The following is a 26,089-nucleotide window of genomic DNA, read 5'->3' on the forward strand; positions in this document are numbered from 1 at the left end:
TTCTCACAAGGACAAACCGTTGTTGGATACCAGCGTGCCGCACGCTGGCTGCGCGGGAGCGTCGGCGGCAGCGCGTTTCGCCTTGCCCATGCCGGAAAACGCCATCCCGATCGCGACGAGGAGGATCGAGGAGGTGAATACCGCCGTGCCGATGGCATTGATCACCGGACTGACCTGCCCCTGCAGGAACACCAGCACGCGCACCGGCACCGTCTCGTTGAGGCCCGACACGAACCACGCGACCGCGAACTCGTCGAACGACACCGCGGCGGTGATCAGGAACGCGGCCACCAGGCTCTGCTTGCAGAATGGAAGGACCACGTACCACAGCGTCTGTACGGGCGTGGCGCGGAGATTCCACGACGCCTCCTCCAATGCGCTGTCCATCTGCGCGAGACGCAGCCGGATCATCGCCATCGCGAAGGGCAAGGCGATGACCACATGGCTGATCAGCACGGCCCAGATCTCGCCGGCGAGGCCGATGCGCGAAAGGTAGGACAGCATCCCCAGGCCCATGATGACGGCGGGGATCGTCGGCGGCAGCAGCATCAGCAGGCTGAACAGCGACTTGCCGCGAAAATTGAAGCGGAAGTCGCAGTAGGCCGCGCAGAAGCCGAGAATGGTCGATATCAGTGCCACCGGGATCGACACCATCACGCTGCGCTGGAACGACTCGATCACCAGCGGATCGGTGAAGGTGCCGCCGTACCAGTCCGTCGTGAACCCTTGCAGCGGCAAGGACGGGAAGCGGTCCGCGTTGAACGAGAAGACCAGGCTGGCGACGATGGGCGCCATGATGAAAATGAAGGTGTAGCCCGTGTAGGCCCACCCGAACCAACGACCAAGTCTGAGCATCATTTGCGCCTCCCGTAGGCAAGCCGCACCGCCGCGAGGGACGTGAGGACGAGGGTCAGGATCATCATGATCGCGACCACCGCGGCCCTCGGCCATTGCTGGCCGGACTTCGTGGTATCGATGATCAGGTTGCTCAGGGTCGGCGGAGCGCCGCCGCCGAGATAGGTCGGCGCGACGAAGTCGCCGAAGGCGAGGATGAACGCGAACAACGCGCCGACGACCAGCGAAGGCTTGGCCAGCGGGATGATCACCTCGAACAGGGTGCGCACCGGCCCCGCGCGCAGGTTATGCGCCGCCTCGATCAGGTTGCGGTCGATCTGCGCAAAACCCATCGTCTGCACCAGCGTCACGAGCGGCAGCGCCAGGGTCACGTAGCCGACCAGAGAGCCGAAGTCCGAATTGAGCATCGGCAGACCGTCCAGGCCGAAGAGCCCGAGCAAGGCATTGACGATGCCGTTATCGGACAGGAAGGCCTGCCACGAATACACGCGCACGAGATAGCTGGTGAAGAACGGCACCACCAGGAACATCAACGCCAGCTTGCGCGTGCGCTCCGACACGGTGAACGCCAGGCTGCAGGCGGCAGGAAAGGAACAGCAGGTCGTGACGACCGCCGCCCCCAGGGCCAGCGCCCAGGTGTGGCTGTATGCCGACCAGAAAGAGCTGCGACTGAGCATGAAGTCCCAGTTCTTCAGGGTCATGTCCGGCTCGAGGCGGAAATTGACGACGCTCCAGAACGAAATGACGAAAAGGAAGAGCAGTGGCAGCAGGAAGAATGTGAGCTGCCACAGCAAGGGAGGCAGCAGCAGGGGCCACCTCCTACGGCTGGTGTTCGACGACATGGCGATGGCTCCGGGATGTCGCCGGACGGACGCGGGTCCGCCCGGCGTTGCGGGAAGGCTTAGGCCTTTTCCTTGTACTCGGACCAGAAGTCGTTCCAGTCCTCGATGCTCTGCTGCACGGGCAGCTGGCGGAACGTGATCTTCCCGGAGCGGATGTCATCCATGACGTTGTGCCCTTGCAGCACCATCCCCTGGCGGCGCGCCTCGGCCGGGTCGCTCTGCCCCAGCAGCTCCCAGCCCTTGCGGTTCGGGATCAGCGCCGGATACGCCGCCATCTTCGCGGACTTCACCTGCCCCTGCGCGGAGGTGACGTACTGGATGAAGGCCTTGGCAAGATCAGCGTTGCGCGTGCCCTTGCCGATCGACAGCGACTCGGTCCATTGCAGGCCGCCCTCGTCCGGAACAACCGAACTGACCTTGGCCCCCGAGCGCGCCAGCGTGCCGGTGATCCAGTCGCCGATGCCGCACACCAGTTGCAGTTGCCCGTTCTTCAGGCCGCTGAAGGTGCCGCCGTAGTCGAAGAAACCCGCGACCTGCGGACGCAGGGACTTCATGACGCTCTGGAGCTTGGCGAACTGCTCCTTCTCCAGCTTGTAGGGCGCCTTGTGGCCGGCGTAGAGGCTGATCTCCCCCATGTTCGGCAGGTACCAGTCGAAGTGCCCGACCTTGCCCTTGTACGCCGGATCCCAATACACCTTGAACGAGCGCGCCTTGCTCTCCGGCACCGCATCCGTGTTGTACGCGACCCCGAGGAAGCCGAAGCGGACCATCACCGCGTAGAGGTCGTTGCCGTCCCAGTGCCCGGGGAACTTCTGGAACTCGGGGAAATAATCGTCGAACGCATAGTCCTTCGCGTCGAGGCGCTCGAGGTAGCCCGCCTTGCGCAGCTGCGGCACGTACTCCGCGTCGGACAGGATCAGGTCGTAGGTGCCGGCTGGCGACTGCGAGATCAGCGCCAGCATGTTGTCGCCGCCGGTGTAGTACTTCGGCTTCACCTTGACATTGTGCTTCGCCTCGAACTCGGCAACGATGTCCGGTTCCGCGTGGCCGTACCACGCAAGCATCGTCAGGGTGCGCGGCTGGCCTCCCGCTTGCGCAAGGCTGTTCGCGGAAACGAGCGACAGCGGCAATGCGCCGCCCACTGCGAGGGCGCCGCTGCCCTGCAGGAAGCGGCGGCGGAGCGGCGACTGCAGGTTCTTGTCTTCCTCTTTCATTTTGGTCTCCTTTGGCACGAACGGTTCGGCGGCCATGGCTGCTATTGCAGCTCTCTTGATCCGCCGGAAATGTTTGCAACACGATCGCGACCAGCCGCGCACGCCCTTGCGGGCGGGCGCCGATCACGAATTGCGGGAAGTCAGAAATTCCAGCGCACCAGCAGCGTCGGAGTCGTGCGCGAATAGGTGCCGCCGCCCTCGCCTGCAGTCTTGCTGTAGGTCGCGTATTCGTGGCGGTAACCGACGTCAAAATGCTTGTTGAGCTTCAGCCATAGGTCAGGCTGAACGAAGACGGTGTTGTCGCGCTGCTTGTTGTTGAAATTGACAAGCAACAAGGGGGACCAGGTGAACTTGAGGCCGCCGATCTCGAACGGCAGCATTGCGAAGGTGCGCCAGAACAGGGTGTGGATATCCTTTCCGCCATCGCCGGTAAACCTCGCGCTGCGAGCGTAGAGATCGGTTTCGAAGAAGCTGAAACCGGGCACTTTCAGGTCAACCGCAATACCGAAATTATTGGCGCGGAAATTCGCATAGGAGCCCCGCTCGAGTCGCGCCGCGAGATACACATCCTGGATGAAACCGAACGAGAGATTCGCGCCGGTGATCTTGGAGAGGCTCAAGCGCGGATTGAACACCCCGAAGTACTGATCCTTCGTCTGCTCGCCGAAGGAACCGGCACCGAACCCGAAGAAGCTGCCCACCTCCTTGCCGTGATAGGTATCGAAGAAGAAATAATTGTCGCCGTATTCATGCACACCGAAATGCTCGAGGCGAACGGTGGTCAGTTTCTTGTCTGCAGTTCCGGTGCCGAACACGGGATCGAATTTGGATTCGGTCGTATAGCCGACGGTGAGGTTGGTGTTCTGCCAGCTTTCCGTGGCGAATGCGCTTTTCCCCGCTGTCATTCCAAGGGCGACGCAACAACCCGCAATGAATGCGGCGCCGGATTTCCGTCCAATGGCCTTGCTCATCATTCGCTTTCCTTTGGTGTGAATTTCATTGTTTTGATTACCGGGACATGACCGCTATTGCAGTTCTCATATGGCATCCCGGAATATCTGATACCGCTCGACGCGCGAATCGATCTGCGAGAATCCCTCCTCCTTGAACGAGAGTCGCATTGCGCCAGCGGCGCCCCCCCCCTGATCCGACTTGTTTGTTGCTGTACTTTTTCCGGATCCGGTGGAGCCAAGTATGGAAATGCACGGCCTCCAGGCATTTCCTGATATCGACAGCTGTTATCGTGTTGCCGACATGGATCTATTGCCGAAACATGCGTAGAAATCGATCTCCAACAGCAAAGCCGACAGCAAACGGGCGGTGCTGATTGCGATCGAATCGGAACCGGAGGACGAGCCGAAAACAAGGGTCGTAAACGCAAATCGGCCCTGCCGCGTTATCAAACGCAGGCAGGGCCGATTCGTTCATGGCGGCCAGGCCGCCATGGGTGTTTCAGTCGAATGCGGTCATCAACTCCTTGCTTATGCCATCCACGCAGACCTTCAGCAGGGTCTCGCCATGCTGGGCGCTGGCGCGCTTCGCCGATGACAGGCAACCCGAAGCCGGCGTCCATTCCGGCTTGATCGGGAAGAAGTCATAGGGCGGGAATTGCGCCGGCGCGTGGTCGCACACCTTGTGCATATCGACCAGATGCGGATGCAGATGCAGCATCAGAGAGGTCTCGAGCACACCGCCGTGCTCGACCGCCCAGCCCGGAAATTCGCCTTGATAGATCGCATCGATCGCGTCCTGGGTCACGAAATCCCAATACGACAGGACGACGGTGGAAAAATCGCGGATACCGTCCCAGCGCAATTCGCGCTGCGCCAGATCCACCCCTTCGACGATGAATGCGGAGTTCTCGTAATGGCCATTGACCAGCACCGTGTGGCGCACGCCGTGACGCGCAAGCTCCTTGAGCACGTCGCGAATCGTGCACGTCACCGTCATGCCGTCGAGGCTCGTCGTCCCCGGCATGTGATTGCCGCCCCCGCTCTTCTGCTGCGACTTGTAGCCATACGCGATCGGCGGGGCGACGAGTGCGCCGATACGATCGGCGACGCGCTCCGAAATTGCCGTCGGCAGCAACACATCGGGGTTCATCGACATGTGGGGGCCGTGCTGTTCGAGTGCGCCGACCGGGATCAACACCGGGGTCCGCCCGTCGCGGACCCGGGCATCGTATTCCGGCCAGGCGAGCTCGGAAATATGCACACTCTTCATGAAATCGTCTCCTTGTTCCGGCCCGACCACCCGCCCTTGCGGCGAGCGGGTATCGGGCCGTTCTTGTCAATCAATGCCGCTCACGCGCGTTTCAGCATCCGTGATTGTGCCGGCACGCCCTTCACGGCAACCAGCAACAGGTAGGTCACCGCGGTGACTGCAATGGCGGGCAGCGAGGCCGTGGTCACGATGGCTATTTCCTTGAACCCGTAGTGCAGCAGGTAGAACACCGCCAGCCCGACGATCATGGCCACCCAGCCGCAGATGTTCCAGTCGCCCAGCGCGCTCTTGGTGCGACCAAGGCTGTCCTCGCCGGCAAACAGATCCTCGTCGCGGACACGCGCACGGCGCACCACGAAATAGTCGAGCACGACCAGGGTCCACAAGGGGATGAAGATACCGCCCACGATCCCGAGGAAGAACTCGAAGTAGTGGATGAAGCTGTCGAACACGAGCGGCAGGAAGCACATGACCAGCTGCAGGATCGCGATGAAGTACAGGAACTTGCGCGGATTCGACGTGCGCGAGGCACCGACCAGCCCCATGCCTGCACCATACAGGACGGTCACGTTGGTACTCACCGTGGCGAAGAAGACCACCAGGAAGGCCACCACGCCGAGGCCGAGCGAAGCGATCGTCGAGCTCGGATCGGCATTGTTCGGATCGAAGACACCCGTCTGGAGTACGACGCCGATGACGCCGATGGCACCGACGATCATGAACCAGCCCTGACCGAGGTTAACACCGATCCAGCTGCCAATGGTCGCCGAAGCGGAGTTCTTCGAGAAACGCGAGAAATCGCAGATCTGCGCCCAGCCCCAGCAGAAACCGAAGGCGAGGTCGATGTAGAACGCCGGCGAATGCTGCGCGGCAGGCAGCGTGAAGTTGGCGATCTTGTCGTAGTCCCAGTGCTCGAGCACGACCTTCGTTTCCCAGACGCCGAGGACGAGCAGCAGAACGACCGCCAGCCATTCCAGGTACTTGATCGCGCTGTGTCCGATGCACACGATGATGCCCTGCAGCAGCGCCGTCACGAGGATGCCGGCCACGAGCGGCCAGGTCGAGCCGGGCGAACCGTAGGCCGGCCAGTCGAACATCGCGTGGAACACGTGCGTCAGCGAGATCGCGGCAATGAAGGTGTTGATGCTGGGCCAGCCGATCAGCCCGAAAAATTCGCCGATCCCCATGAAGCGCGCACCCTTCACCCCAAGCGCGGGAATGGTCGATGTCACGGTGGAGGCCCCGTGCTTCCATCCGATCCACGCCACCATCGCCCACGGGATCATCATCAGCGGCAGGTACACCGCGCTGTACCACCACACGAACGACATCCCCAGGGCCGCCGCCATGCCGCCGAACACCCACGATCCCGTATTGACCCCGGAACCGAACCACGTGAATACCGTGTCGACGAACCCGTATTCCCGCTTGTCGTGCGGGATCCTTGCCGTACCGTACTCCATCGTACTGCCTCCTTTGTAGTGGTCCTGCTGTCTTGTATTTGTTATGCGACTCCCCGCCCGCAGGGGGAGCCGGGCATGCCGGGAGTCTTGAGTCGCCCCGGTCATGCTCCGCGCCCGTCGTCTTCATCGGCGGGCCGTATTTGAGACTATCGTAGATGCGACCACTGCGTGTCGATATCCGACGCCCGACACGGATTTTCGCGAAACCGACGCAAGAAAAACCTCCGACCGAGACCGGCCGGAGGCTTGCAACCCGGTCGCGGAACGACCGTGGGAGAGGGGGATCAGGAAGCGGCGCGACGCGTGCCGGTCATTTCGACCCGGCCGCGTCCGTCGTCTGGCGCCGCCGCTCGGCGCTCGGCGAGATGCCGAAACCGGCGTGGTAGCGATGCGAGAAGTGCGCGAAGGAGACGAAGCCGCAAGCCATCACGATGTCGGCGATGGGGCGGTTGGTGCGCGTCAGGAGTTGGCGCGCGCGCTCCAGGCGAATCTGCAGGTAGTACTGACGCGGCGTGCAGTTCAGGGTCTCGCGGAACAGGCGTTCGAGCTGGCGCGCCGAGAACTGCATGTGCGCGGCGAGCTCTTCCATCGAGAGTGGCTCCTCGATGTTGCACTCCATGATCTTGATCGCCTCGACGAGCTTGGGATGCGATGCGCTGGAGACGTCGCGCAGCGAGGTCTTCTGCTTCTCGTCCGGGCCGCGGGTCTCGTAGATCAGCAGTTCGGCCACCGCCTTGGCGACCTTGCGGCCGCCCCCGCCGAGGCCGATCAGGTGGATCATCATCTCCACCGGCGCGATGCCGCCACTGCACGAACAGCGGCTGCGGTCGACCTCGTAGATCTTGTTCGACACGACCAGGCGCGGGAAGCGGTCGAGCAGCGCGTCCATGTCCTCCCAGTGGATGGTGGCGCGATAGCCGTCCAGCAGTCCCGCGCAGGCGAGGAAGTAGCTGCCGGTATCCACCCCGCCGAGCGCGACACCCCGCCCGGCGAGCGTGCGCAACCAGCGCTGGATGGGCTCGGTGCCGGTAATCGGCAAGGGATTCGGCCCCACCACGAAGACGCCATCGAGCTCGACCGCATCGGCGGCTGCGCAGTCCGGCTGCACGCACACACCGGCGCTCGATCGCACCGGCTGGCCGTCCATCGTGATCGTCACGAACTCGTACAGCTTCCTGCGCGCCACCATGTTCGCAAGGCGCAGGGGATCGATTGCGGCGCCAAAGCCGATCAGCGTGAAATCGGGAACAAGAAGAAAACCGAAACGGATCGGCGCATCGCCGCCTCGTCCGGCCCAGTGGCCCGGCCCCTGGCCGGGAGTCGCATTGCTCATCAAGATACCCTGAAAGTCGTAATTCCTTTTCCAAGTCTATAGCACTGCCGCCGCCATCAAGACGCCGGCAGGCGGGAATCGGTACGCTCAGGGCAGGACGACCGTCCGGGTGCCGTTGAGGAATATACGGCGCTCGATATGGAAGCGCACGGCGCGCGCCAGCGCCTGGCACTCCATGTCGCGGCCGACCGTGAGCAGTTGCTCGGCGCTGTGCGCATGCGTCACGCGCTCCACGACCTGCTCGATGATCGGCCCCTCGTCGAGATCGCCGGTCACATAGTGGGCCGTCGCCCCGATCAGCTTCACGCCGCGCTCATGCGCCTGGTGATAGGGCTTCGCCCCCTTGAATCCCGGCAGGAAGGAGTGATGGATGTTGATCGCGCGGCCATGCAGACGCCGGCACAGATCGTCGGTCAGCACCTGCATGTAGCGCGCCAGCACCACCAGCTCGGCCCCCGTTTCCTCGACGATCGCCATCAGCTTCGCTTCCTGCTGCGCCTTGGTTTCCGCGGTCACGGGAAGATGGTGGAAGGGCAACCCCTCGGCCACCGCGAGGTGCTCGAGATCGGGGTGATTCGAAACCACGGCGACGATGTCGATGGGCAGTTCGCCAATACGCCAGCGGTAAAGCAGGTCGCGCAGGCAGTGATCGAGCTTCGACACCATGATCAGGACCTTTGGGCGCTCGCACAGCGCGTGCATCGCCCAGTCCATGCCGAAACGTTCCGCCAGCGGCGCGAACTCGCGACGCAGGGTCGCGACGTCGATCGCTCCCTCGGTTTCATGGCTGAAGACGCAGCGGACGAAGAAACGGTCGTTCAGCTCGTCGTCGAAACACGAGTACTCGTTGATGTAGCACCCCTGACGATCGAGGAAGCCCGAAATCGCGGCGACCTGGCCTGCGGCGCTGGGGACCGAAACGGTCAGCGTCCAGCGCTTCTCTTGTGAGTTGTGCATGTCTCTCCTCCTGTTATGCGTCGTAAAGTTACGTCAGACATACGACACCGACTTGTCTGCACGCGACAACTGATCCACGATTTTTACCGCGCAGCAGGCGGGGGGGGCCGAGCGCCTCGGACTACTTCTTGATACTGCCTGGCATTGGCAAAGAGCTCGTCGTCATTCGCCCGGACGGTGGGGCGGAATCCCGCGTTGAATGCGGCCGCTCCGTCTCGAAGTCATTGAAGCGCTGCTGGCGTGTTGAGGTCGCCGTGGTGGTCGAGGCCTCGCATGGACCTGGCGAGAATTATTCACTAGAATAAGGAGACAATAGCTCATCCTGGAGAATGCGATGCGAAAGCAATCCGCGCCCTCCCCGGCCGATCGCGCGCAGGTATTGGGACAGGCGGTGAGTGAAGCCGCAAGACGGCTCCACATCGGCCCCACCGACCTGGGACAGATCATCGGCGTCAGCCAGCCGACCGCCTCGCGCCTGCTGAAGGGCGAGTACGGGCTGCGCACATCGACCAAGGAGTGGGAGCTCTCCGCGTTCGTCGTGCGGCTCTACCGATCGCTTTTTTCCTTGGTCGGCGGCGACGACAACCTCGCTCGCGGCTGGCTGCACGCTCCGAACCGGGCTTTTCCGGGTCAGCGCCCGATCGACCTGATCAAACGCGTGGACGGTCTGATCCATGTCTGCGAGTACCTGGACGCCTACCGCGCTCGCGTCTGAAGCCTGGCCGTGGTCCGGCTCGGGCTGGCGCGCGGTCGAGGCCCAGCACAAGGTCGCCACGATGGCCCTCGTCGGCGGGGATCTTGCATGCCAAGCCTTGCTCGAAGACATCCTCGAAGAAGCCAAGCCCCGGTCTCCCGAGTCGACAGAGGGGCTGCACTGGCTTCTCGCGACACCTTTCCGCCACTGGCCGCTGCCGGGCGGCTCACGCTTTCGCCGGCGACACGATCCCGGCGTGTTCTATGGCGCGGAGGAACGTCAAACCGCGTGCGCCGAAAGCAGCTATTGGCGCCTGCGCTTCTGGACGGACAGCGAGTTTCTTCAGGGACAGTCGAAATCGGTGTCCATCACACTCTTCGAATTCTTCGGCGCGACGCTGCGGGCTCTGGACCTCTCGAAGTCTCCGCTGGTCGAAGACCGCGCGGCCTGGATGCACCCTTCCGACTATTCCGCCACCCAGCAACTCGCCGAAACGGCGCGCGAGGCCGAGGTCGAGGCCATCCGTTACGAATCCGTGCGCAATCCCGGCGGATACTGCCTCGCGCTGCTTGCCCCGGACGTCTTCAAGGCCATTGCCGAACCGTATCGCAACACGCAGCAGAGCTGGATGCTTCTGATCAATCCGCCTCACCGCGTCGTATGGCAACGGGAACTGTCGGGTGAAAACTGGCTGTTCGACTTTGCCGGTTAGGACTGCTTCCGGAGCTGGCACTGCGCATGATCATCGACGGCTCGGCCGGGTTGATGATGCACAGCGCCTTGCCGCGACGTGCGCCGCCGACCGCGCAGATCGCGTTCGAGGTCGTATAGGTGAATTCGTCTAGGTTGGCGCGGGCGCCGGGGCCGACCGACTTCGACGCGAGGCTCGCGACGATCTCGACATACATCAAGAGCGTGCGCAGGTCGAGTTCCTCGGCATAGCGGGCGCTGCCGCCTCCGACGAAGCGCGCCGACGAGCCGTTTTCGGCGATCACGCTGGCGAGGTCGAACTTGAAGCCGAGTAGCACGAATCGACGATCTCGAACGCGCGCAGCACGGCTTCGCCTTCGACACAGGCGGCGTGCAGTGCTCACCGAACCCCCTGCTCCGCCCCCCTTGAAGGGGGAGAACCACCGTGCCTCAGCAGACTTCATAGGTTCGATTGCCGGTTTATTAGCTGACTGCCAAGCATGGGTCGGCGATAATGGCCGCCAACTTTTTGTACGCAATTTCAGGATTCCGCATGGAAATCAAGGTCAATTTTCTCGACAAGCTTCGTCTTGAGGCCAAGTTCGATGACTTCACGGTAATCGCCGACCAGCCAATCCGCTACAAGGGCGATGGCTCTGCGCCGGGGCCGTTCGATTACTTTCTGGCTTCGTCGGCCTTGTGTGCGGCTTACTTCGTGAAGTTGTACTGCGACACCCGCAATATCCCGACCGATAACATCCGCCTGTCGCAGAACAATATTGTCGATCCGGAAAACCGCTACCAGCAGACGTTCAAGATTCAGGTCGAGTTGCCGCCGGATATCTCCGAGAAGGACCGCCAAGGCATCCTGCGCTCCATCGACCGTTGCACGGTGAAAAAGGTGGTGCAAACCGGGCCAGAATTCGTGATCGAGGAAGTGGAAAACCTAGATTCCGATGCCCAGGCCTTGCTGACACTGAATCGGGCTTCGGAAGCAAGCACCTATATCGCCGGCAAGGATCTGCCGCTGGAGCAGACCATCGCCAATATGTCCGGAGTGTTGGCCGGCCTGGGCATGAAGATCGAGATCGCTTCGTGGCGCAATCTGGTGCCCAACGTGTGGTCGCTGCATATCCGCGACGCGCACTCGCCGATGTGTTTCACCAACGGCAAGGGCGCGACCAAGGAAAGCGCCTTGGCCTCGGCCCTGGGCGAATTCATCGAGCGGATGAATTGCAATCACTTCTACAACGACCAGTTCTGGGGCGAAGACATCGCCAACGCGCCCTTCGTGCATTACCCCGATGAGCGCTGGTTCAAGCCCGGCCGCAAGGATGCGCTGCCGCGTGAAATACTCGACGACTACTGCCTGCAGATCTACAACGCCGATGGCGAGCTGCGTGGCTCGCATCTCTACGACACCAACTCCGGCAATGTGGAGCGCGGCATCTGCACGCTGCCCTATGTACGCCAGTCGGACGGCGCGGTGGTGTATTTCCCGACCAACCTGATCGACAACCTGTTCCTCAGCAACGGCATGAGTGCCGGCAACACACTGGCCGAGGCCCAGGTGCAATGCCTGTCGGAAATTTTCGAACGGGCGGTCAAACGCGAGATCCTGGAAGGCGAAATCGCCCTGCCCGATGTGCCGCACGAAGTGCTGGCGAAATATCCCGGCATTCTGGCCGGCATCGAGGAGCTGGAAAAACAGGGCTTTCCGGTTTTGGTGAAGGATGCGTCGCTGGGCGGGGAGTTCCCGGTGATGTGCGTCACCCTGATGAACCCGCGTACGGGCGGTGTGTTTGCGTCATTCGGCGCGCACCCGAGCCTGGAGGTGGCGCTGGAACGCAGTCTCACGGAGTTGCTGCAGGGGCGCAGTTTTGAAGGCCTGAACGATCTGCCTCGGCCCACATTTGAAAGCAACGCCGTCACCGAGCCGAACAACTTCGTCGAGCATTTCATCGATTCCAGCGGCGTGGTGTCGTGGCGCTTTTTCAGCGCCAAAGCCGATTACGACTTTGTCGAGTGGGATTTCTCCGGTCACGGTGAAAACTCCAATTCCGACGAAGCCGCGGCCTTGTTCGGCATTCTCGAAGACATGGGCAAAGAAGTGTACATGGCGGTGTATGACCAACTCGGCGCCACGGCCTGCCGCATATTGGTGCCGGGTTATTCGGAAATCTACCCGGTCGAGGATCTGATCTGGGATAACACCAACAAAGCGCTCCAGTTCCGCGCCGATATCCTGAACCTGCATCGCCTGGACGATGCCGGCCTGCAAGCACTGCTCGAACGTCTGGAAGACAGCCAGCTCGATGACTACACCGACATCATCACCTTGATCGGCATCGAGTTTGACGAGAATACCGAATGGGGTCAGCTGACGATTCTGGAGTTGAAGTTGCTGATTCAACTCGCCTTGCAGCAATTTGAAGCGGCGAAAGAACTGGTGGAAGCCTACCTGCAGTACAACGAAAACACGGTCGAGCGCGGATTGTTCTATCAGGCCTTGAACGTGGTGCTGGAGGTACTGCTGGACGACGACCTGGAACTGGACGATTACGTGGTCAATTTCCGCCGGATGTTTGGCAACCCGCGAATGGACGCCGTGCTGGGGTCAGTGGACGGCAGCGTGCGCTTCTTCGGCTTGACGCCAACGAGCATGAAGCTGGAAGGACTCGACAGGCACCAGCGTCTGATCGACAGCTACAAGAAACTCCACACGGCGCGGGTCAAGGTGGCGGCTTGATCCAGCGATGATCCGGCATGGCCGATGGCACGCGTCGAACAAACCTGGACCGTAAGCGCTCGCCCCCCGGGTTGTCTTCGAAGACAATAGCGCCTTTGTCATCCACGCCGACTGGTTTGCGTTCCCGTCGCAACCGCTTGATCAGACAGAGATCGGACATGGATGAAGACAAATGACGGCAATTGCGCGCAAACGGCGACATCAAGAATTATCAAGGCATTGAATGAAAAGAATTTCCGCAGCTGAATCGGGGGGCGGACAGGTGACCGCAGAGCACACCCCGATGATGCAGCAGTACCTCGGAATCAAGCAGCAGCACCCCGACACGCTGCTTTTCTACCGAATGGGCGACTTCTACGAGCTGTTCTTCGAGGACGCCGAGAAGGCCGCCCGACTGCTCGACATCACATTGACCACGCGCGGACAATCCGCGGGACAACCGATCAAGATGGCCGGGGTGCCCTTCCACGCGGTCGAGCAATACCTCGCGCGGCTGGTTAAACTCGGCGAATCGGTCGTGATCGCCGAACAGGTGGGCGAACCGGGAACGACCAAGGGGCCGATGGAACGCGCGGTCAGCCGCATCGTCACCCCCGGCACGCTCACCGACGCGGCCCTCCTCGACGACCGCTCCGATTCGCTCCTGCTCGCCGCCAACCTGCACCGCGGCGTGCTCGGCCTCGCGTGGCTGAACCTCGCCAACGGCGACCTGCGCGTGATGGAATGCCCCGCCGAGCAGCTGCAGGCCCAGTTCCAGCGCCTGCGCCCCGCCGAGGTGCTGGTGCCCGACGGCCTCGCCCTGCCGCTGGTCGAGGCGCTCTCGCCGGTGCTGCGCCGCCTGGCCGACTGGCAGTTCGAAGGCGACACCGGCGAACGACTGCTCACGGCCCACTTCGGCACGCGCGACCTCACGGGCTTCGGCGTCGAAGACATGCCGGTCGCGCTGGGGGCCGCCGCAGCCCTTTTCGACTACGCACGCAGCACCCAGCGCCAGAGCCTCGAGCACGTCACCGGCCTCAAGGTCGAACGCGAATCCGAATACCTGCGCCTGGATGCGGCGACGCGGCGCAACCTCGAGCTCACCGAGACGCTACGCGGCGAACCCGCGCCCACCCTGCTGTCGCTGCTCGACTCCTGCATCACCAGCATGGGCTCGCGCTGGTTGCGCCACGCCCTGCACCACCCGCTGCGTGACCGTCACCACGCCGCCGCGCGCCAAGGCGCCGTCGCCGAGCTGATCGGCAACGACACCGGCGACGCACGCATGCTCGCGAACGCCCGCCAGGCCCTGCGCGGCGTCGCGGACGTCGACCGCATCACCGCGCGCATCGCGCTGCGCAGTGCCCGCCCGCGCGATCTCGCCGCGCTGCGCGACAGCCTCGCGCGCCTGCCCGAACTGCACGATGCGCTCGGCCGTCCGCAGTCCGCGCTCCTCGCCCAGCTCGCAAGCGGGCTCGGCGTGCCGGAAGCGGCCCTCGACCTGCTCGTGCGCGCGGTCGCCCCCGAACCGGCCGCCGCGGTGCGCGACGGCGGCGTGATCGCCACCGGCTACGACGCCGAACTCGACGAGCTGCGCGGCATCCAGACCAACTGCGGCGAATTCCTGCTGGCGCTGGAGGCGCGCGAGCGCGAACGCAGCGGCATCGCCAACCTCAAGGTCGAGTTCAACAAGGTGCATGGCTTCTACATCGAAGTCAGCCACGCAAATGCCGCCAAGGTGCCCGACGACTACCGCCGCCGCCAAACGCTGAAGAACGCCGAACGCTACATCACCCCCGAATTGAAGGCCTTCGAGGACAAGGCGCTGTCCGCGCAGGAGCGCGCGCTGGCGCGCGAGAAGATGCTCTACGAGGCCCTGCTCGAAGAGCTCGCCGCCCACATCCCGAAACTGCAGCACATCGCCCGCTCGCTCGCCTGCCTCGACGGCCTCGGCGCCTTCGGCGAGGCGGCCGTGCGCTACGGCTACGTCTGCCCGCAGTTCTCGGACCAGCCCGGCATGGACATCGTCGGCGGCCGCCATCCGGTGGTCGAGCGCCAGGTCGAGAACTTCATCGGCAACGACTGCAGCCTCGCCCCGACGCGCCGCATGCTGATGATCACCGGCCCGAACATGGGCGGTAAATCGACCTTCATGCGCCAGGTCGCGCTGATCGCGCTGCTCGCCCACGTCGGCGCCTTCGTGCCCGCGCAGGCCGCGCGCATCGGCCCGCTCGACGCCATCTTCACCCGCATCGGCGCCTCCGACGACCTCGCCTCGGGACGTTCGACCTTCATGGTCGAAATGACCGAGGCGTCCGCGATCCTGCACGGCGCCACCGACCAGAGCCTGGTGCTGATGGACGAGATCGGCCGCGGCACCTCGACCTTCGACGGCCTCGCGCTGGCGTTCGCGATCGCTCGCCATCTGCTCGAAAAGAACCGCTGCCTGACGCTCTTCTCGACCCACTACTTCGAGCTCACGCGCCTCAACGCCGACTACCCCGAGTGCGCGAACGTCCATCTCGACGCGGTCGAGCACGCGCACCGCATCGTCTTCCTGCACGCCGTCGAGGAAGGCCCCGCGAGCCAGAGCTATGGGATCGAGGTCGCGGCGCTGGCCGGCATTCCCGGCTCGGTGATCCGCGACGCCAAGCGCCGCCTGCGCGCACTGGAAAACCGCGAAGTCGGCGCCGGCCCGCAGCCGGACCTCTTCGCCATGCTGCCGGAGCCGGACAACGAGCCGCTGTCGCACCCGGCGCTCACCGCACTGTCGGAGATCGACCCCGACAGCCTCACCCCGCGCGAAGCGCTGGAACAGCTGTACGCGCTGAAGAAGCTGGCGGCATGAGCACGCCCATCGACATCAGCGAGGACGGCGGCGTCCGCTACCTGCATTTCGGCTCGGAGTGGGTGCAGGGCGCGATGCGCATCCGCCGCCCCAACGCGCTCGAACTCGCCTACACGCGCGAGATGATGGCGGGGCTGTTGCTGCGCGACGCCGACGAATGGCCGCGCACGGCACTCGTGATCGGACTCGGTGCGGCATCCCTCACCCGATTCCTGCATCACCATTGCCCGCAAACCCGCATCCAGGTCATCGAAATCGAACCCCGCGTCGTCGCCGCAGCACGCCAGTTCTTCAAGCTGCCGGAAGAAGACGAGCGGCTCGCGATCCACGTCGGCGACGGCGTGCGCTACGTGATGGAGACGGAGCGGAAATTCGATCTGATCCTCGTCGACGGCTTCGATCGCAATGCCCGCGCCGGCGCGCTGGACACCGCCCCGTTCTATGCGGCGGCCCGGGCACGGCTGTCGGAACAGGGACTGATGTCCGTGAACCTCTTCGGACGCTCGCGCGGCTTCCGCGCCAGCGTCGAGCGCATCATCACCGCCTTCGACGACCGCGCGATCGCCTTTCCGTCCTGCGACAGCGGCAACGTCGTCGCCTTCGGCGCGGAAGGCGAACGCATCGACATTACCGTGACCGAGCTGCGCGAACGCGCCCGTGTGTTGAAGGAGAAGACCGGCCTCGACCTCGGCCCCACCGTCACCCGACTGGAGCAGGCCGGAAGCCTGCCGGGCGGGCGCTTGATTCTTTAAGGCCCTTCGCAGGGCGGATGAGCCGCAAGCGTTATCCGCCGCATGATCGGCCGCTCCGACTCAAGCGCTGTCCGGCGGGATGCGCTGCGCTCCTCCCGCCCTACGGGTCCTGCGAATTCCCCGCCACCATTCAGGCCGCGGGCACTTCCTCGGCCGGCGCCGGTGGAATCCACATGCAGGCGCCCTTGTTGGCCTTGCTGATGTCCTGCAACACCTTGTCGTGCTCGGCGAGTTCGTCGGCCGTGGGACGCAGCACGCGCAGCGGCGGCCGCTCGATCGGGCTGCCGCTCGCGTCGAGGCCGCCCATCGCCGGCTCGTCGTCGAGCAGCATCATCAGGCTTTCCTGCCCGCGGGTCATCGCCAGGTAAACCTCGGCCAGCAATTCCGCATCGAGCAGCGCGCCGTGCAGGGTACGCGCGGCGTTGTCGATCTCGAAGCGGTCGCACAGCGCGTCGAGCGAAGCCTTCTTGCCCGGGTTCTGCTCCTTGGCCATCTTGAGGGTGTCGATCACGCCCGCGCACAGCGCGCCCAGCTTCGGATGCCCCAGCAGCGACAGTTCGTGGTCGAGAAAGCCGACGTCGAAGCTCGCGTTGTGGATCACGAGTTCCGAATCGCGCACGAAATCCATGAAGTCGGCCACGATGTCGCGGAACTTCGGCTTGTCAGCGAGGAATTCCTCGGTGATGCCATGAACTGCGATCGCTTCCGCGTCGATCCCCCGTTCCGGGTTGATATAGACGTGATAGTGCCGCCCCGTCAGGTTGCGGTTGAGCAGCTCCACGCAGCCGATCTCGATCACGCGGTCGCCATTGCGCCAGTCGAGTCCGGTGGTTTCCGTATCCAGGACAATCTGTCTCAAGGGTTCATCCCCGGTAGTTCGTTCGCGCCCTTGCGGGTCGGTTGATCAGATTTCCGCGACAGCCTTGCCGCGCGTGCGCACCGCCTCGACGCCGCGCCGGGCGAGCTCGTCCGCGCGCTCGTTCTCCGCGTGCCCCGCGTGGCCGCGCACCCAGATCCACGCCACCTTGTGCCGGCTCGCCGCTTCGTCGAGCGCGCGCCACAGATCCTCGTTCTTCACCGGCTCGCGCGAGGCGGTCTTCCAACCGCGCTTCTTCCAGCCGTGGATCCACTCCGAAATGCCTTTCTGCACGTACTGGCTATCCGTATGCACGCGCGCCGCGACGGGACGCTTGAGCGTCTCCAGCGCACGGATCACGGCGAGCAGTTCCATGCGGTTGTTGGTGGTCTGCGGCTCGCCGCCCCAGATTTCCTTCTCGTGCGGGCCGCTGCGCAGGATCGCGCCCCAGCCGCCGGGGCCCGGATTGCCGCTGCACGCCCCGTCGGTAAATATCTCGACTTCTTCCATTCATTCCACTTTCTGTACGCCGCCCGTCACCTGCCGCCCGCGATGGGTCACCGGTGAAAGGCGCTTTGCCGCGGCGCGCGCATCGCGCCAGTTCGGCGTTATCAGGCGCATTCCCTGCACCCGCTTGATGCCCTGGATGATGTAGGCGCCGCCGCAGATCGGCCACCAGCGATCGCCCGCCTTGTCCATGAAGCCCCAACGTTCCAGCCACTTCGTGCTCGCGAACGCCGGCGCGTAGCAGCCGAAGCTGCCCGCCTGGGTCTCGAAACCGAGCAGCGCCAGCCAGTCCTTCGTGCGCCGCACCGACAGGTACTGCCCCCGCCACGGATAGCTCCCCGAGCGCCGCGCCACCAGACGCCGCAATCCCCACAGGCTCAGGGGATTGAATCCCGCGATGATCACGCTACCCTCGGGCACCAGCACCCGCTCCACCTCGCGCAGCACCTGGTGCGGATTGCGCGAGAACTCCAGCACGTGCGGCAGCAGCACCAGATCGATGCTCGCCGACGCGAACGGCAAGGCCGCACCTTCGGCGACGACAGCGATATCGCCCGAGCGCGCGCAATGGAAGCGGAACGGAATACGGTTGCCACGCAGGAAATCATATTCCGGCAATCCGATCTGCACCGCGTTGTAGCCGAAAATGTCGGCTACCATGAGATCGAACTTGGCCTGTTCCCACCGCAGCAGATAACTTCCCTGCGGGGTTTCAAGCCAGTCCGACAGACTGAGGATGGACATGGACGATCAGCACTCAAAAATCCGCAGCGCCGACATTATCCCTCTTCCGGCCTTCCGCGATAACTATATCTGGTTGCTTCGCCACGGCCCCTGCGCCGCCGTCGTGGACCCCGGCGACGCCGCCGTCGTCGAGGCGGCCCTGCAGGCGCACGGCCTGCGGCTCGTCGCGATCCTGCTCACCCATCACCACGACGACCACATCGGTGGCGTGGCCGAACTCGCTGCGCGCCACCACCCCGTGGTGTTCGGTCCCGCCGGCGAGAACATCCCCGGACTCACGCGCCGTGTCGGCGAAGGCGACGAGGTCGCCCTCAATGCGCTGGAGCAGCGCTTCACCGTGCTGGCGATCCCCGGCCATACCACGACTCACATCGCCTACCACGCGCCCGGAATCCTGTTCGCAGGCGACACCCTGTTCAGCGCCGGCTGCGGCCGCCTCTTCGGCGGCACGGCAGCGCAGCTCCACGCCTCGCTGCAGCGCCTGGCGCAGCTACCGGGCGACACTGCGGTCTATGCCGCCCATGAATACACGCTGGCCAACCTCGCCTTCGCGCGGACAGCCGAACCGTCGAACCCCGCGCGCGATGCATGGCTCGTCGAATGCGAAGCCCTGCGCGCCGCAGGCCGACCGACGCTGCCCACCAGCATCGCGCGCGAATGCGGCATCAATCCCTTCCTGCGCACCGATTCGCCCGGCGTGATCGACACGGTCACGGCACACAGCGGGCAGCGCCCGGCCAATTCCGCCGAGTGCTTCGCCGCCCTGCGCCGCTGGAAGGACGTGTTCTGAACGCCCCTATTGCACCACGGAGAGCGCCGTCGTCGCGGCAAGGTGCCAACGGTTGCGGCCATCGCGCTTGGCACGGTACAGCGCCTCGTCGGCGCGCGCGACCAGCGTGGCAAAGCCGCCGTCGTCGCTGCGCTCGGGCCGCGTCACAGCGATGCCTATGCTCACCGTGACGACGCGCGCCGCCGTCGAGTGCCGGTGCGTGATCGCCAGCGCCTCGACCGCCCTGCGCATCGACTCGGCGACGATCGCGGCGCCCTGTGCATCGGTGTCGGGCAGCACGACGGCGAACTCCTCGCCGCCATAGCGCGCCACCAGGTCGACCGGCCGTCGGGTGTTGCCCGCGAGCGCGCGTGCAACCGCCTTCAGGCACTCGTCGCCGACCTGATGGCCGTAAGCGTCGTTGAACTGCTTGAAGCAGTCGACATCGACCACCATCAGCGCGATCGACGCGCCGCTGCGTGCGCCGCGCCGCCATTCGCGCGACAGCGTAGCGTCGAAGGTGCGGCGGTTGGCGATCCCCGTCAGCCCGTCGAAGGCCGACAGGCGCGTCAGCTCCCGATTCGCCTCGTCGAGCTTGCGCGTGAGCGCCACGAGCGAGGCACGCATGTGGGCGATGCGCTGCATGGCCCGCACCTTGGCCTTGAGCACCGCCTCGGAAACCGGCTTGACGAGATAATCGTCGCCGCCCACGGCGATGCCGCGTTCGATGTCCTCGTCGCGCGTCCGCGCCGAGAGGAAGATGATCGGCGTCCATTCGCCGTCGGACTCGAGCTGCCGTATCCGCCGCGCGACCTCGAAGCCATCCATTCCGGGCATCACGACATCGAGCATGATGAGATCCGGGCGTGACTGCCGGAAGGCCTCGATGCCCCCCTCACCGTCGCGCCGGTGCACGGTTTCCAGCCCCATTCCGCCGAGCATCCGGCAGATCAGGGCAGCACTCGTCACGGTGTCTTCTATTACGAGGACCTTCATCCCGGTCGATATTCCATCGCAACCATAAAGCCTTGTTATCGTATCAACTATATTCCGATATGTCGCCAGCGATTTCCGGTTTGACGCACTTTCTCCCCTGCCCTAGAGTCCACCCTCTTTTGTCGAACGAGGCGCCGGATTCATGGCGATTCCTCTCCTGCGAATCATCCTGCTGGTCATCGCGCTGACCGCGACGGCATCCTCGGCCATTGCGGAAGACACCCAGGCCGGCGATGCCCCGCCCGCCGATACCCTTGCGCCCGTGGATTCCGCGCCGGCCGAAAGCGGCCCGCGTTCGCTCGGGAGCCTGCGCCCGCCCTCCGCCGCCCGCGGATCGGAAGGCCTCGCCGCGTCCCCCAGCCAGGTGCTGGAGCTGCGCGACCCTGCCCCACGCGTGCTCACACTGGATCTCACGCGCGACGCGAACGACATCTGGGACCGCATCCGCCGCGGCTTCGGCATGCCCGACCTCGATACCGAGACGGTCGCCGAACAGCAGCTCTTCTACCTCAACCGTCCGGGATTCCTGAAGCGGGTGTTCGAGCGCGGCGGGCGCTACCTCTATCACATCGTCGACGAACTCGAACGCCGCGGCATGCCCACCGAGCTCGCCCTGCTGCCGATGGTCGAGAGCAGCTACAACCCCATGGCCTATTCGCGCGCCCGCGCCTCGGGCCTGTGGCAGTTCATCCCCTCGACGGGACGCAACTACAACCTGACGCAGGACAAGTGGGTGGACGAACGGCGCGACGTGATCGCGTCGACCAATGCCGCGCTCGACTACCTGCAGACCATCTACGAGATGCACGGCGACTGGCACCTCGCCCTCGCCTCCTACAACTGGGGCGAAGGCGCCGTCGGGCGGGCCGTGCAGCGCAACCTCGCCGAGGGGCTGCCCGCGGAATACAGCCGGCTGCGGATGCCCGAGGAAACCCGCAACTACGTCCCCAAGCTGCAGGCGCTGAAGAACATCGTCGCGCAACCCGAGCTCTTCCACTTCGAGTTGCCCTACGTTCCGAACACCCGCCACTTCGTCACCGTCGACGCCCCTGCCGGCATCGACCTCGCGACCGCCGCGCGCCTCGCCGAAATGCCGCTCGACGAGTTCCTCGCGCTCAACCCCTCCTACAACCGTCCCGCCACCACGCGAGCCGATTCGCTGGTGATTCCGGTGGACCGCGCCGAACGCTTCCGCGCACGCCTGGCCGAACACGAGAACTCGGGCAAGCAGTGGCGCACCTACGAGATGCGACGCGGCGACACCCTCGCGTCGGTGGCCCGCGACTTCGGCCTGTCGCTGAGCGAACTGCACCAGATCAACGGCCTCGATGCGCGCAGCCGCGTGAGCCCCGGTTACACCCTGCTCGTGCCCAACGGCGTCGAACCCGACGGCGCGATCGCCGCGGCCCGGATGATCCCGCGCAACGCCGCACTCGACACCAGCACGATCCCGTCGAAGGCGGACACGAAGGGCGGCCGCAAGGGCGCTCAGGCGAAGGGTGGAAAGAAATCGGGGGCTGGCAAGGCGTCGGCCGGCAAGCGCGCAGCCGGCAAGAAGGCTTCGTCGGGGAGCGCCAAGGCGCCCGCGAAATCGGCCGCCAAGACCGCGCCGAAGTCGTCCGGCAAGACGACCACCTCCGCACAGAAGAACCAGAAGCGCTGAACGCGGCGGCGAGCCGCCTCAGGCGGGCCAGTGGCAGCGCACGCTGCGCCCGCCGCGCAGGTCGGTTGGCGCCGGATACTGCGCACGGCAAATATCGGTCGCCCGCTCGCAGCGGGGGTGGAAGTGGCAGCCCGGCGGAGGCGCCAGCGGCGACGGCAGGTCGCCAGCCACAACCGGCCGCGTTGTGCGCTCCGCAGCGCCCGCATGCGCCACGGTTGCGCGCGCGATATCGGGAACCGCCGCGAGTAGCGCATGGGTATAGGGATGCGCCGGCGAAGCCAGCACCTTCGCCACCGGCCCCTGCTCGACAATGCGTCCCAGGTACATTACCGCGACCTCGTCCGCGAGCCAGCTCACCACGCCGATGTTGTGCGTGATGAAGAGGTAGGCGAGATCGAACTCCCGCTGCAGCTCGCGCATCAGGTTGAGGATCTGCGCCTGCACCGACACGTCCAGCGCGCTCGTCGGCTCATCGCACACGATCAGCTTCGGGCGCACCGCGAGCGCCCGGGCAATGGCGATGCGCTGGCGCTGGCCGCCGGAGAATTCGTGCGGATAGCGCAGCTTCATTTCCGGCGTGAGCCCCACGCGCGCAAGCAGCGCATCGATGTGCCCTGCGCGCCTTGACGGTTCCTTCTCGACGCCCAGCGCGAGCATGCCTTCCTCGATGATCTCGCCGACGCGCATGCGCGGGTTCAGGGACGCAAAGGGATCCTGGAACACCATCTGGAAGTCGCGCCGCAGCGCGCGCAAGGCCGCGCGGGACAGCCCCGCGAGCGGCGTACCGTCGAGGTACACCTCGCCGCCCGTCGGCGTCACCAACTGCAGAATCGCCTTGCCGGCGGTCGTCTTGCCGCAGCCGGACTCGCCTACCAGCGCCAGGGTGCGGCCCGGCGCGAGCGCCAGGCTCACGCCATCGACGGCGCGCACGCGCGCCACCTCGCGCCGCAGGAGGCCCTTGCGCACCGGGAAATGCACCTGCAGGTCCCGCACATCGAGCAGGGGCACCGTCCTTGTGGCGGCACGTTCGCCGGCCGCACCGGCCGAGGCCGCCGCGGCGGAGACCGCGGGCCTTTCGGCGTGATCTTCCGCGTACAGATGACAGCGCACTGCCTGTACTCCGACGGACTGCCACGCCGGGGCCTCGTGATGGCAACGCTCGAACACGTCGGGGCAGCGCCCGGCGAAGCGGCAACCGGTGAAGACCTGGTCGAGCGGCGGCACATGCCCGCCCAGGGCCGCCAGCGGATGGCCGCGCTGGGCGTCGGTCGGCAGCGCGGCGAAGAGCTTGCGGGAATACGGGTGCAGCGGCGCGCGGAAGAAATCCTCGCGCGCACCGGTCTCGACCAGCTCGCCCGCGTACATCACGCCAATGCGATGCGCCATGCGCGCGACGACGCCCAGGTCGTGCGTGATCAGCAGCATGCCCATGCCGCGCTCGGCCTGCAGGCGCGCAAGCAGGTCGAGCACCTGGGCCTGGATGGTCACGTCGAGCGCGGTCGTCGGCTCGTCCGCGATCAATAGTTCCGGCTCGCCGGCGAGCGCCATCGCGATCATCACGCGCTGCTTCATGCCGCCAGAGAACTGGAAGGGGTAATCGTCCAGCCGCCGCGCAGCGTCGGGGATCCCCACCGCGTCGAGCAGGCGCTGCGCCTCCGCACGCGCCGCCGCGCCGCGCAGGCCGCGATGGCGTGCCAGCACCTCGCCGATCTGCGTCATCACGGTCATCACCGGATTCAGGCTGGTGGAGGGTTCCTGGAAGATCATCGCGATCCGGCCGCCGCGCACCTCGCGCATGTCCGCCTCGCTGCGCGCGAGCAGCTCGTCGCCGGCAAAGCGCACAGCGCCGCCGACGATGCGTCCGGCGTCGGGCAGCAGGCGCAGCAGGGCCAGCGCCGTCATCGACTTGCCGCAGCCGGATTCGCCCAGCAGCGCGAAGGTCTCCGCCGCCGCAATCGAGAACCCGACGCCGTCGACGGGCCGCACTGGCCGCGCGGCGGCACCGATATGCACGCGCAAGTCCCGCACCTCCAGGAGCGGCGCATCCAGCGGTCGGCCCTGCTGCGCGGGCGGGTGGTCGGTTCCGGCAAGTACGGTCATCGGACGGATATGGATGGGGAGCTGAGCGACAGAAGGATGGAAAAAGGGCCGCTTGCGCGGCCCTGTGGCAATGCTGCGACCGATCGGCCGATCAGTGGTGGTGGCCGCCCACGCCGTGCACGTGGCCGTGCGCCAGCTCCTCGGCGGTCGCCGGGCGCACTTCCGCAACGGTGACGTCGAACACCAGCGCGGTGCCGGCCAGCGGGTGGTTGCCGTCCACCACGACCTTGCCGTCGGCGATGTCGGTGATGCGGTAGATCATCTCCTCTTCGCCGTCGTCGGTGACGCGCTCGAAGGACATGCCGACCTCGATGTTCTCGGGGAACTGGCTGATGTCCTCCACCAGCACCAGCTCCTCGTCGTAATCGCCGAAGGCGTCTTCGGGCTGCAGCTTGACCTTCAGCTGCTCGCCGACCTTCTTGCCGTGCAGCGCCTCCTCGATGGCGGGGAAGATGCCATCGTAGCCGCCGTGCAGGTAGACCAGCGGCTGCTGACCGTCATCGATCATGTTGCCGTCCGGGTCGACGACGGTGTACTTAAGCGTTACGACGCTGTTCTTGACGATTTCCATTAGCTTTCTCTGTTTCCAGTTTCCTGACCAGTTCGAAAACCCCCGCCGCATGGCCGCGGGGGGTGACGTCGCGGAGTGCGTGACGGATGATGCCTTCCTTGTCGATCACGAAGGTCGTCCGTGCCACGCCCATCTTCTTCACACCATCGACTTCCTTGGGCTGCCAGACATCGTAGAGCCGGCACACCTCGGTCTCGACGTCGGAAAGCAGACGTATCGACAGGCCGTGCTGGTCGCGAAATTCGGCGTGGGTCAGGCAATCGTCGGGACTGACGCCAACGACGATGCAACCATGGCGGGCGAAGTCATCTTCATGATCGGAGAAATCGGCCGCCTGCAGGGTGCATCCCGGCGTGTTGTCACGAGGGTAAAAGTAGAGGACCACATGGTGCCTGCCGCGTTCTGCGGCGAGGTCGAAATCCTCCATGTCCGCATCCGGCAGCGAAAACGTTGGCGCGATATCACCGATCTGCAACATGTGATCTCCCTGACGTCGTTGGATTCTAGCCGAGACACGAAGCGAACTCTACCTGCGTCTCCCCCGCTTGCGCTACACCGATTTAATGCTTGCGGATCGGCATAAGCTGTTTAAAATTACAGTTACTCCGGAGAATCCCATGAGCAACCGCGACCATAACCTGACCGCCCGCCAGAGTGAAATCCTCGATTTCATCCGCCAGACGGTCGAATCCGAGGGGCGTCCGCCCACCCGCGCCGAAGTGTGCAGCGCATTCGGCTTCCGTTCGCCGAACGCGGCCGAAAGCCATCTGCGCGCGCTCGCCGCGAAGGGCGCGATCCTGCTCGAGGAGGGGCGCGCGCGCGGCATCCGCCTCGCCGAGGGGCTCGGCCTGCCGCTGATCGGCCGGGTCGCGGCCGGCAGCCCCATCCTCGCGGTCGAGCACATCGAATCGCGCCACCAGATCGACCCGGCCCTGTTCTCGCCGCGTGCGGATTACCTGCTGCGCGTGCGCGGCATGAGCATGCGCGACGCGGGCATCCTCGACGGCGACCTGCTCGCCGTGCACCGGAGCCAGGAGGCGCGCTCCGGACAGGTCGTGGTCGCCCGCGTCGAGGATGAAGTGACCGTGAAGACCTTCACCAGCAAGGGTCCGATCGTCAGCCTGCTGCCGGCCAATCCCGATTTCGCGCCCATCGTCGTCGATACCCGCAGCACCCCCCTGACGATCGAGGGCATCGCCGTCGGCCTGGTACGTAACGGCTCGCTGTGAAGCCTGCCGCCGTGATCCTCCTCCCGCCCCCCGCTTCCGATGCCGTCTCTTATCC

Annotated in this window: 23 protein-coding genes and 1 pseudogene; 8 read left to right on the forward strand and 16 right to left on the reverse strand. The window is 65.0% G+C overall.

Annotated elements, in window-relative coordinates:
- Positions 1–3: 3 nt before the first annotated feature.
- From GO615_RS19900 to purU, 8 genes are all read right to left on the reverse strand, one after another.
- Positions 4–858 carry an ABC transporter permease gene (locus GO615_RS19900; protein WP_169131256.1) on the reverse strand — a complete coding sequence of 285 codons (855 nt, stop codon included), beginning with the start codon at positions 856–858 and terminating at the stop codon, positions 4–6.
- Positions 855–1,697: an ABC transporter permease gene (locus GO615_RS19905; RefSeq protein WP_169131258.1), complete on the reverse strand. Its 843-nt coding sequence runs from the start codon at positions 1,695–1,697 to the stop codon at positions 855–857. The genes GO615_RS19900 and GO615_RS19905 overlap by 4 nt, the downstream gene beginning before the upstream one ends.
- Positions 1,698–1,756: 59 nt before the next feature.
- Complete coding sequence (locus GO615_RS19910) at positions 1,757–2,911, reverse strand: polyamine ABC transporter substrate-binding protein (RefSeq protein ID WP_169131260.1); 1,155 nt, start codon at positions 2,909–2,911, stop codon at positions 1,757–1,759.
- Positions 2,912–3,051: 140 nt separating this feature from the next.
- Positions 3,052–3,882, reverse strand: a complete 831-nt coding sequence (locus tag GO615_RS19915; RefSeq protein ID WP_246262381.1) for an outer membrane protein OmpK — start codon at positions 3,880–3,882, stop codon at positions 3,052–3,054.
- Between the two features lie 481 nt (positions 3,883–4,363).
- Positions 4,364–5,134, reverse strand: a complete 771-nt coding sequence (locus GO615_RS19920) for a creatininase (protein WP_169131262.1) — start codon at positions 5,132–5,134, stop codon at positions 4,364–4,366.
- Positions 5,135–5,214: 80 nt separating this feature from the next.
- Positions 5,215–6,597, reverse strand: coding sequence for a purine-cytosine permease family protein (locus GO615_RS19925; protein WP_169131264.1), 1,383 nt, complete (start codon positions 6,595–6,597; stop codon positions 5,215–5,217).
- A 310-nt stretch (positions 6,598–6,907) separates the two neighbouring features.
- Positions 6,908–7,930, reverse strand: coding sequence for a GlxA family transcriptional regulator (locus tag GO615_RS19930; RefSeq protein ID WP_169131266.1), 1,023 nt, complete (start codon positions 7,928–7,930; stop codon positions 6,908–6,910).
- 87 nt (positions 7,931–8,017) lie between these two features.
- Positions 8,018–8,887, reverse strand: a complete 870-nt coding sequence (purU, locus tag GO615_RS19935; protein WP_169131268.1) for a formyltetrahydrofolate deformylase — start codon at positions 8,885–8,887, stop codon at positions 8,018–8,020.
- A 334-nt stretch (positions 8,888–9,221) separates the two neighbouring features.
- Here purU and GO615_RS19940 point away from each other — a divergent pair, with 334 nt between their 5' ends.
- Both GO615_RS19940 and GO615_RS19945 read left to right on the forward strand, forming a co-directional pair.
- On the forward strand, positions 9,222–9,602 hold the full coding sequence (locus GO615_RS19940) for an antitoxin Xre/MbcA/ParS toxin-binding domain-containing protein (protein ID WP_169131270.1): 381 nt from the start codon (positions 9,222–9,224) through the stop codon (positions 9,600–9,602).
- A 61-nt stretch (positions 9,603–9,663) separates the two neighbouring features.
- Positions 9,664–10,293: an RES family NAD+ phosphorylase gene (locus tag GO615_RS19945; protein ID WP_246262382.1), complete on the forward strand. Its 630-nt coding sequence runs from the start codon at positions 9,664–9,666 to the stop codon at positions 10,291–10,293.
- Here GO615_RS19945 and GO615_RS19950 read toward each other — a convergent pair.
- Positions 10,220–10,486 (reverse strand): annotated as a pseudogene (locus GO615_RS19950) (hypothetical protein); the annotation flags it as partial. The gene GO615_RS19945 and the pseudogene GO615_RS19950 sit on opposite strands and share 74 nt — an antisense overlap.
- Positions 10,487–10,824: 338 nt before the next feature.
- On the opposite strand from GO615_RS19950, the gene GO615_RS19955 reads away from it, so the two are divergent.
- From GO615_RS19955 to GO615_RS19965, 3 genes are all read left to right on the forward strand, one after another.
- The gene (locus GO615_RS19955; RefSeq protein WP_169131274.1) at positions 10,825–13,020 is read left to right on the forward strand and encodes an OsmC domain/YcaO domain-containing protein; all 2,196 of its coding nucleotides are present in this window, start codon (positions 10,825–10,827) and stop codon (positions 13,018–13,020) included.
- 223 nt (positions 13,021–13,243) lie between these two features.
- Positions 13,244–15,847, forward strand: a complete 2,604-nt coding sequence (gene mutS / locus GO615_RS19960; protein WP_246262383.1) for a DNA mismatch repair protein MutS — start codon at positions 13,244–13,246, stop codon at positions 15,845–15,847.
- On the forward strand, positions 15,844–16,599 hold the full coding sequence (locus GO615_RS19965) for a fused MFS/spermidine synthase (RefSeq protein ID WP_169131276.1): 756 nt from the start codon (positions 15,844–15,846) through the stop codon (positions 16,597–16,599). Before mutS ends, GO615_RS19965 begins: the two co-directional genes overlap by 4 nt.
- Before the next feature lie 130 nt (positions 16,600–16,729).
- Here GO615_RS19965 and dnaQ read toward each other — a convergent pair whose 3' ends face one another.
- Genes dnaQ through GO615_RS19980 form a run of 3 tightly spaced genes read right to left on the reverse strand, consistent with a single transcriptional unit; the run spans position 16,730 to position 18,706 of the window.
- Positions 16,730–17,458, reverse strand: coding sequence for a DNA polymerase III subunit epsilon (gene dnaQ, locus GO615_RS19970; protein ID WP_169131278.1), 729 nt, complete (start codon positions 17,456–17,458; stop codon positions 16,730–16,732).
- Positions 17,459–17,503: 45 nt separating this feature from the next.
- The gene (gene rnhA / locus GO615_RS19975) at positions 17,504–17,965 is read right to left on the reverse strand and encodes a ribonuclease HI (RefSeq protein WP_169131280.1); all 462 of its coding nucleotides are present in this window, start codon (positions 17,963–17,965) and stop codon (positions 17,504–17,506) included.
- Positions 17,966–18,706: a class I SAM-dependent methyltransferase gene (locus tag GO615_RS19980; protein ID WP_169131282.1), complete on the reverse strand. Its 741-nt coding sequence runs from the start codon at positions 18,704–18,706 to the stop codon at positions 17,966–17,968.
- Here GO615_RS19980 and gloB point away from each other — a divergent pair.
- Positions 18,705–19,496, forward strand: coding sequence for a hydroxyacylglutathione hydrolase (gene gloB, locus GO615_RS19985; protein WP_169131284.1), 792 nt, complete (start codon positions 18,705–18,707; stop codon positions 19,494–19,496). The genes GO615_RS19980 and gloB overlap by 2 nt on opposite strands.
- A gap of 6 nt (positions 19,497–19,502) precedes the next feature.
- Here the strand turns inward: gloB and GO615_RS19990 are convergent, their stop codons facing one another.
- Positions 19,503–20,471, reverse strand: coding sequence for a diguanylate cyclase domain-containing protein (locus tag GO615_RS19990; RefSeq protein WP_169131286.1), 969 nt, complete (start codon positions 20,469–20,471; stop codon positions 19,503–19,505).
- 142 nt (positions 20,472–20,613) lie between these two features.
- On the opposite strand from GO615_RS19990, the gene GO615_RS19995 reads away from it, so the two are divergent.
- On the forward strand, positions 20,614–22,134 hold the full coding sequence (locus GO615_RS19995) for a transglycosylase SLT domain-containing protein (protein ID WP_246262384.1): 1,521 nt from the start codon (positions 20,614–20,616) through the stop codon (positions 22,132–22,134).
- 18 nt (positions 22,135–22,152) lie between these two features.
- On the opposite strand, the gene GO615_RS20000 is transcribed toward GO615_RS19995, so the two are convergent.
- The 3 genes from GO615_RS20000 to GO615_RS20010 form a co-directional block, all read right to left on the reverse strand.
- Positions 22,153–24,234, reverse strand: coding sequence for an ABC transporter ATP-binding protein (locus GO615_RS20000; RefSeq protein WP_169131288.1), 2,082 nt, complete (start codon positions 24,232–24,234; stop codon positions 22,153–22,155).
- A 91-nt stretch (positions 24,235–24,325) separates the two neighbouring features.
- Complete coding sequence (locus GO615_RS20005) at positions 24,326–24,805, reverse strand: FKBP-type peptidyl-prolyl cis-trans isomerase (protein ID WP_169131290.1); 480 nt, start codon at positions 24,803–24,805, stop codon at positions 24,326–24,328.
- The gene (locus GO615_RS20010; RefSeq protein WP_169131292.1) at positions 24,771–25,283 is read right to left on the reverse strand and encodes a peroxiredoxin; all 513 of its coding nucleotides are present in this window, start codon (positions 25,281–25,283) and stop codon (positions 24,771–24,773) included. The genes GO615_RS20005 and GO615_RS20010 overlap by 35 nt, the downstream gene beginning before the upstream one ends.
- A 139-nt stretch (positions 25,284–25,422) precedes the next feature.
- Between GO615_RS20010 and lexA the strand changes: the two genes are divergently transcribed.
- Positions 25,423–26,034, forward strand: coding sequence for a transcriptional repressor LexA (lexA, locus tag GO615_RS20015; protein ID WP_169131294.1), 612 nt, complete (start codon positions 25,423–25,425; stop codon positions 26,032–26,034).
- Positions 26,035–26,089: the final 55 nt, after the last annotated feature.

The organism is Aromatoleum evansii (assembly GCF_012910805.1).
GTDB classification, from domain to species: domain Bacteria; phylum Pseudomonadota; class Gammaproteobacteria; order Burkholderiales; family Rhodocyclaceae; genus Aromatoleum; species Aromatoleum evansii.

Bases quoted from the DNA above. Each gene is read 5' to 3' on its own strand.
- purU (WP_169131268.1), bottom strand. From the start codon at position 8,887: ATGCACAACTCACAAGAGAAGCGCTGGACGCTGACCGTTTCGGTCCCC.
- GO615_RS19995 (WP_246262384.1), top strand. From the start codon at position 20,614: ATGGCGATTCCTCTCCTGCGAATCATCCTGCTGGTCATCGCGCTGACC.
- GO615_RS19990 (WP_169131286.1), bottom strand. From the start codon at position 20,471: ATGAAGGTCCTCGTAATAGAAGACACCGTGACGAGTGCTGCCCTGATC.
- GO615_RS19925 (WP_169131264.1), bottom strand. From the start codon at position 6,597: ATGGAGTACGGTACGGCAAGGATCCCGCACGACAAGCGGGAATACGGG.
- gloB (WP_169131284.1), top strand. From the start codon at position 18,705: ATGGACGATCAGCACTCAAAAATCCGCAGCGCCGACATTATCCCTCTT.
- GO615_RS19920 (WP_169131262.1), bottom strand. From the start codon at position 5,134: ATGAAGAGTGTGCATATTTCCGAGCTCGCCTGGCCGGAATACGATGCC.
- GO615_RS20010 (WP_169131292.1), bottom strand. From the start codon at position 25,283: ATGTTGCAGATCGGTGATATCGCGCCAACGTTTTCGCTGCCGGATGCG.
- GO615_RS19910 (WP_169131260.1), bottom strand. From the start codon at position 2,911: ATGAAAGAGGAAGACAAGAACCTGCAGTCGCCGCTCCGCCGCCGCTTC.
- GO615_RS19980 (WP_169131282.1), bottom strand. From the start codon at position 18,706: ATGTCCATCCTCAGTCTGTCGGACTGGCTTGAAACCCCGCAGGGAAGT.
- mutS (WP_246262383.1), top strand. From the start codon at position 13,244: ATGAAAAGAATTTCCGCAGCTGAATCGGGGGGCGGACAGGTGACCGCA.
- GO615_RS19945 (WP_246262382.1), top strand. From the start codon at position 9,664: ATGGCCCTCGTCGGCGGGGATCTTGCATGCCAAGCCTTGCTCGAAGAC.
- GO615_RS19905 (WP_169131258.1), bottom strand. From the start codon at position 1,697: ATGTCGTCGAACACCAGCCGTAGGAGGTGGCCCCTGCTGCTGCCTCCC.
- lexA (WP_169131294.1), top strand. From the start codon at position 25,423: ATGAGCAACCGCGACCATAACCTGACCGCCCGCCAGAGTGAAATCCTC.
- rnhA (WP_169131280.1), bottom strand. From the start codon at position 17,965: ATGGAAGAAGTCGAGATATTTACCGACGGGGCGTGCAGCGGCAATCCG.
- GO615_RS19915 (WP_246262381.1), bottom strand. From the start codon at position 3,882: ATGAGCAAGGCCATTGGACGGAAATCCGGCGCCGCATTCATTGCGGGT.
- GO615_RS19930 (WP_169131266.1), bottom strand. From the start codon at position 7,930: ATGAGCAATGCGACTCCCGGCCAGGGGCCGGGCCACTGGGCCGGACGA.
- GO615_RS19940 (WP_169131270.1), top strand. From the start codon at position 9,222: ATGCGAAAGCAATCCGCGCCCTCCCCGGCCGATCGCGCGCAGGTATTG.
- GO615_RS20000 (WP_169131288.1), bottom strand. From the start codon at position 24,234: ATGACCGTACTTGCCGGAACCGACCACCCGCCCGCGCAGCAGGGCCGA.
- GO615_RS19965 (WP_169131276.1), top strand. From the start codon at position 15,844: ATGAGCACGCCCATCGACATCAGCGAGGACGGCGGCGTCCGCTACCTG.
- GO615_RS20005 (WP_169131290.1), bottom strand. From the start codon at position 24,805: ATGGAAATCGTCAAGAACAGCGTCGTAACGCTTAAGTACACCGTCGTC.
- GO615_RS19955 (WP_169131274.1), top strand. From the start codon at position 10,825: ATGGAAATCAAGGTCAATTTTCTCGACAAGCTTCGTCTTGAGGCCAAG.
- GO615_RS19900 (WP_169131256.1), bottom strand. From the start codon at position 858: ATGATGCTCAGACTTGGTCGTTGGTTCGGGTGGGCCTACACGGGCTAC.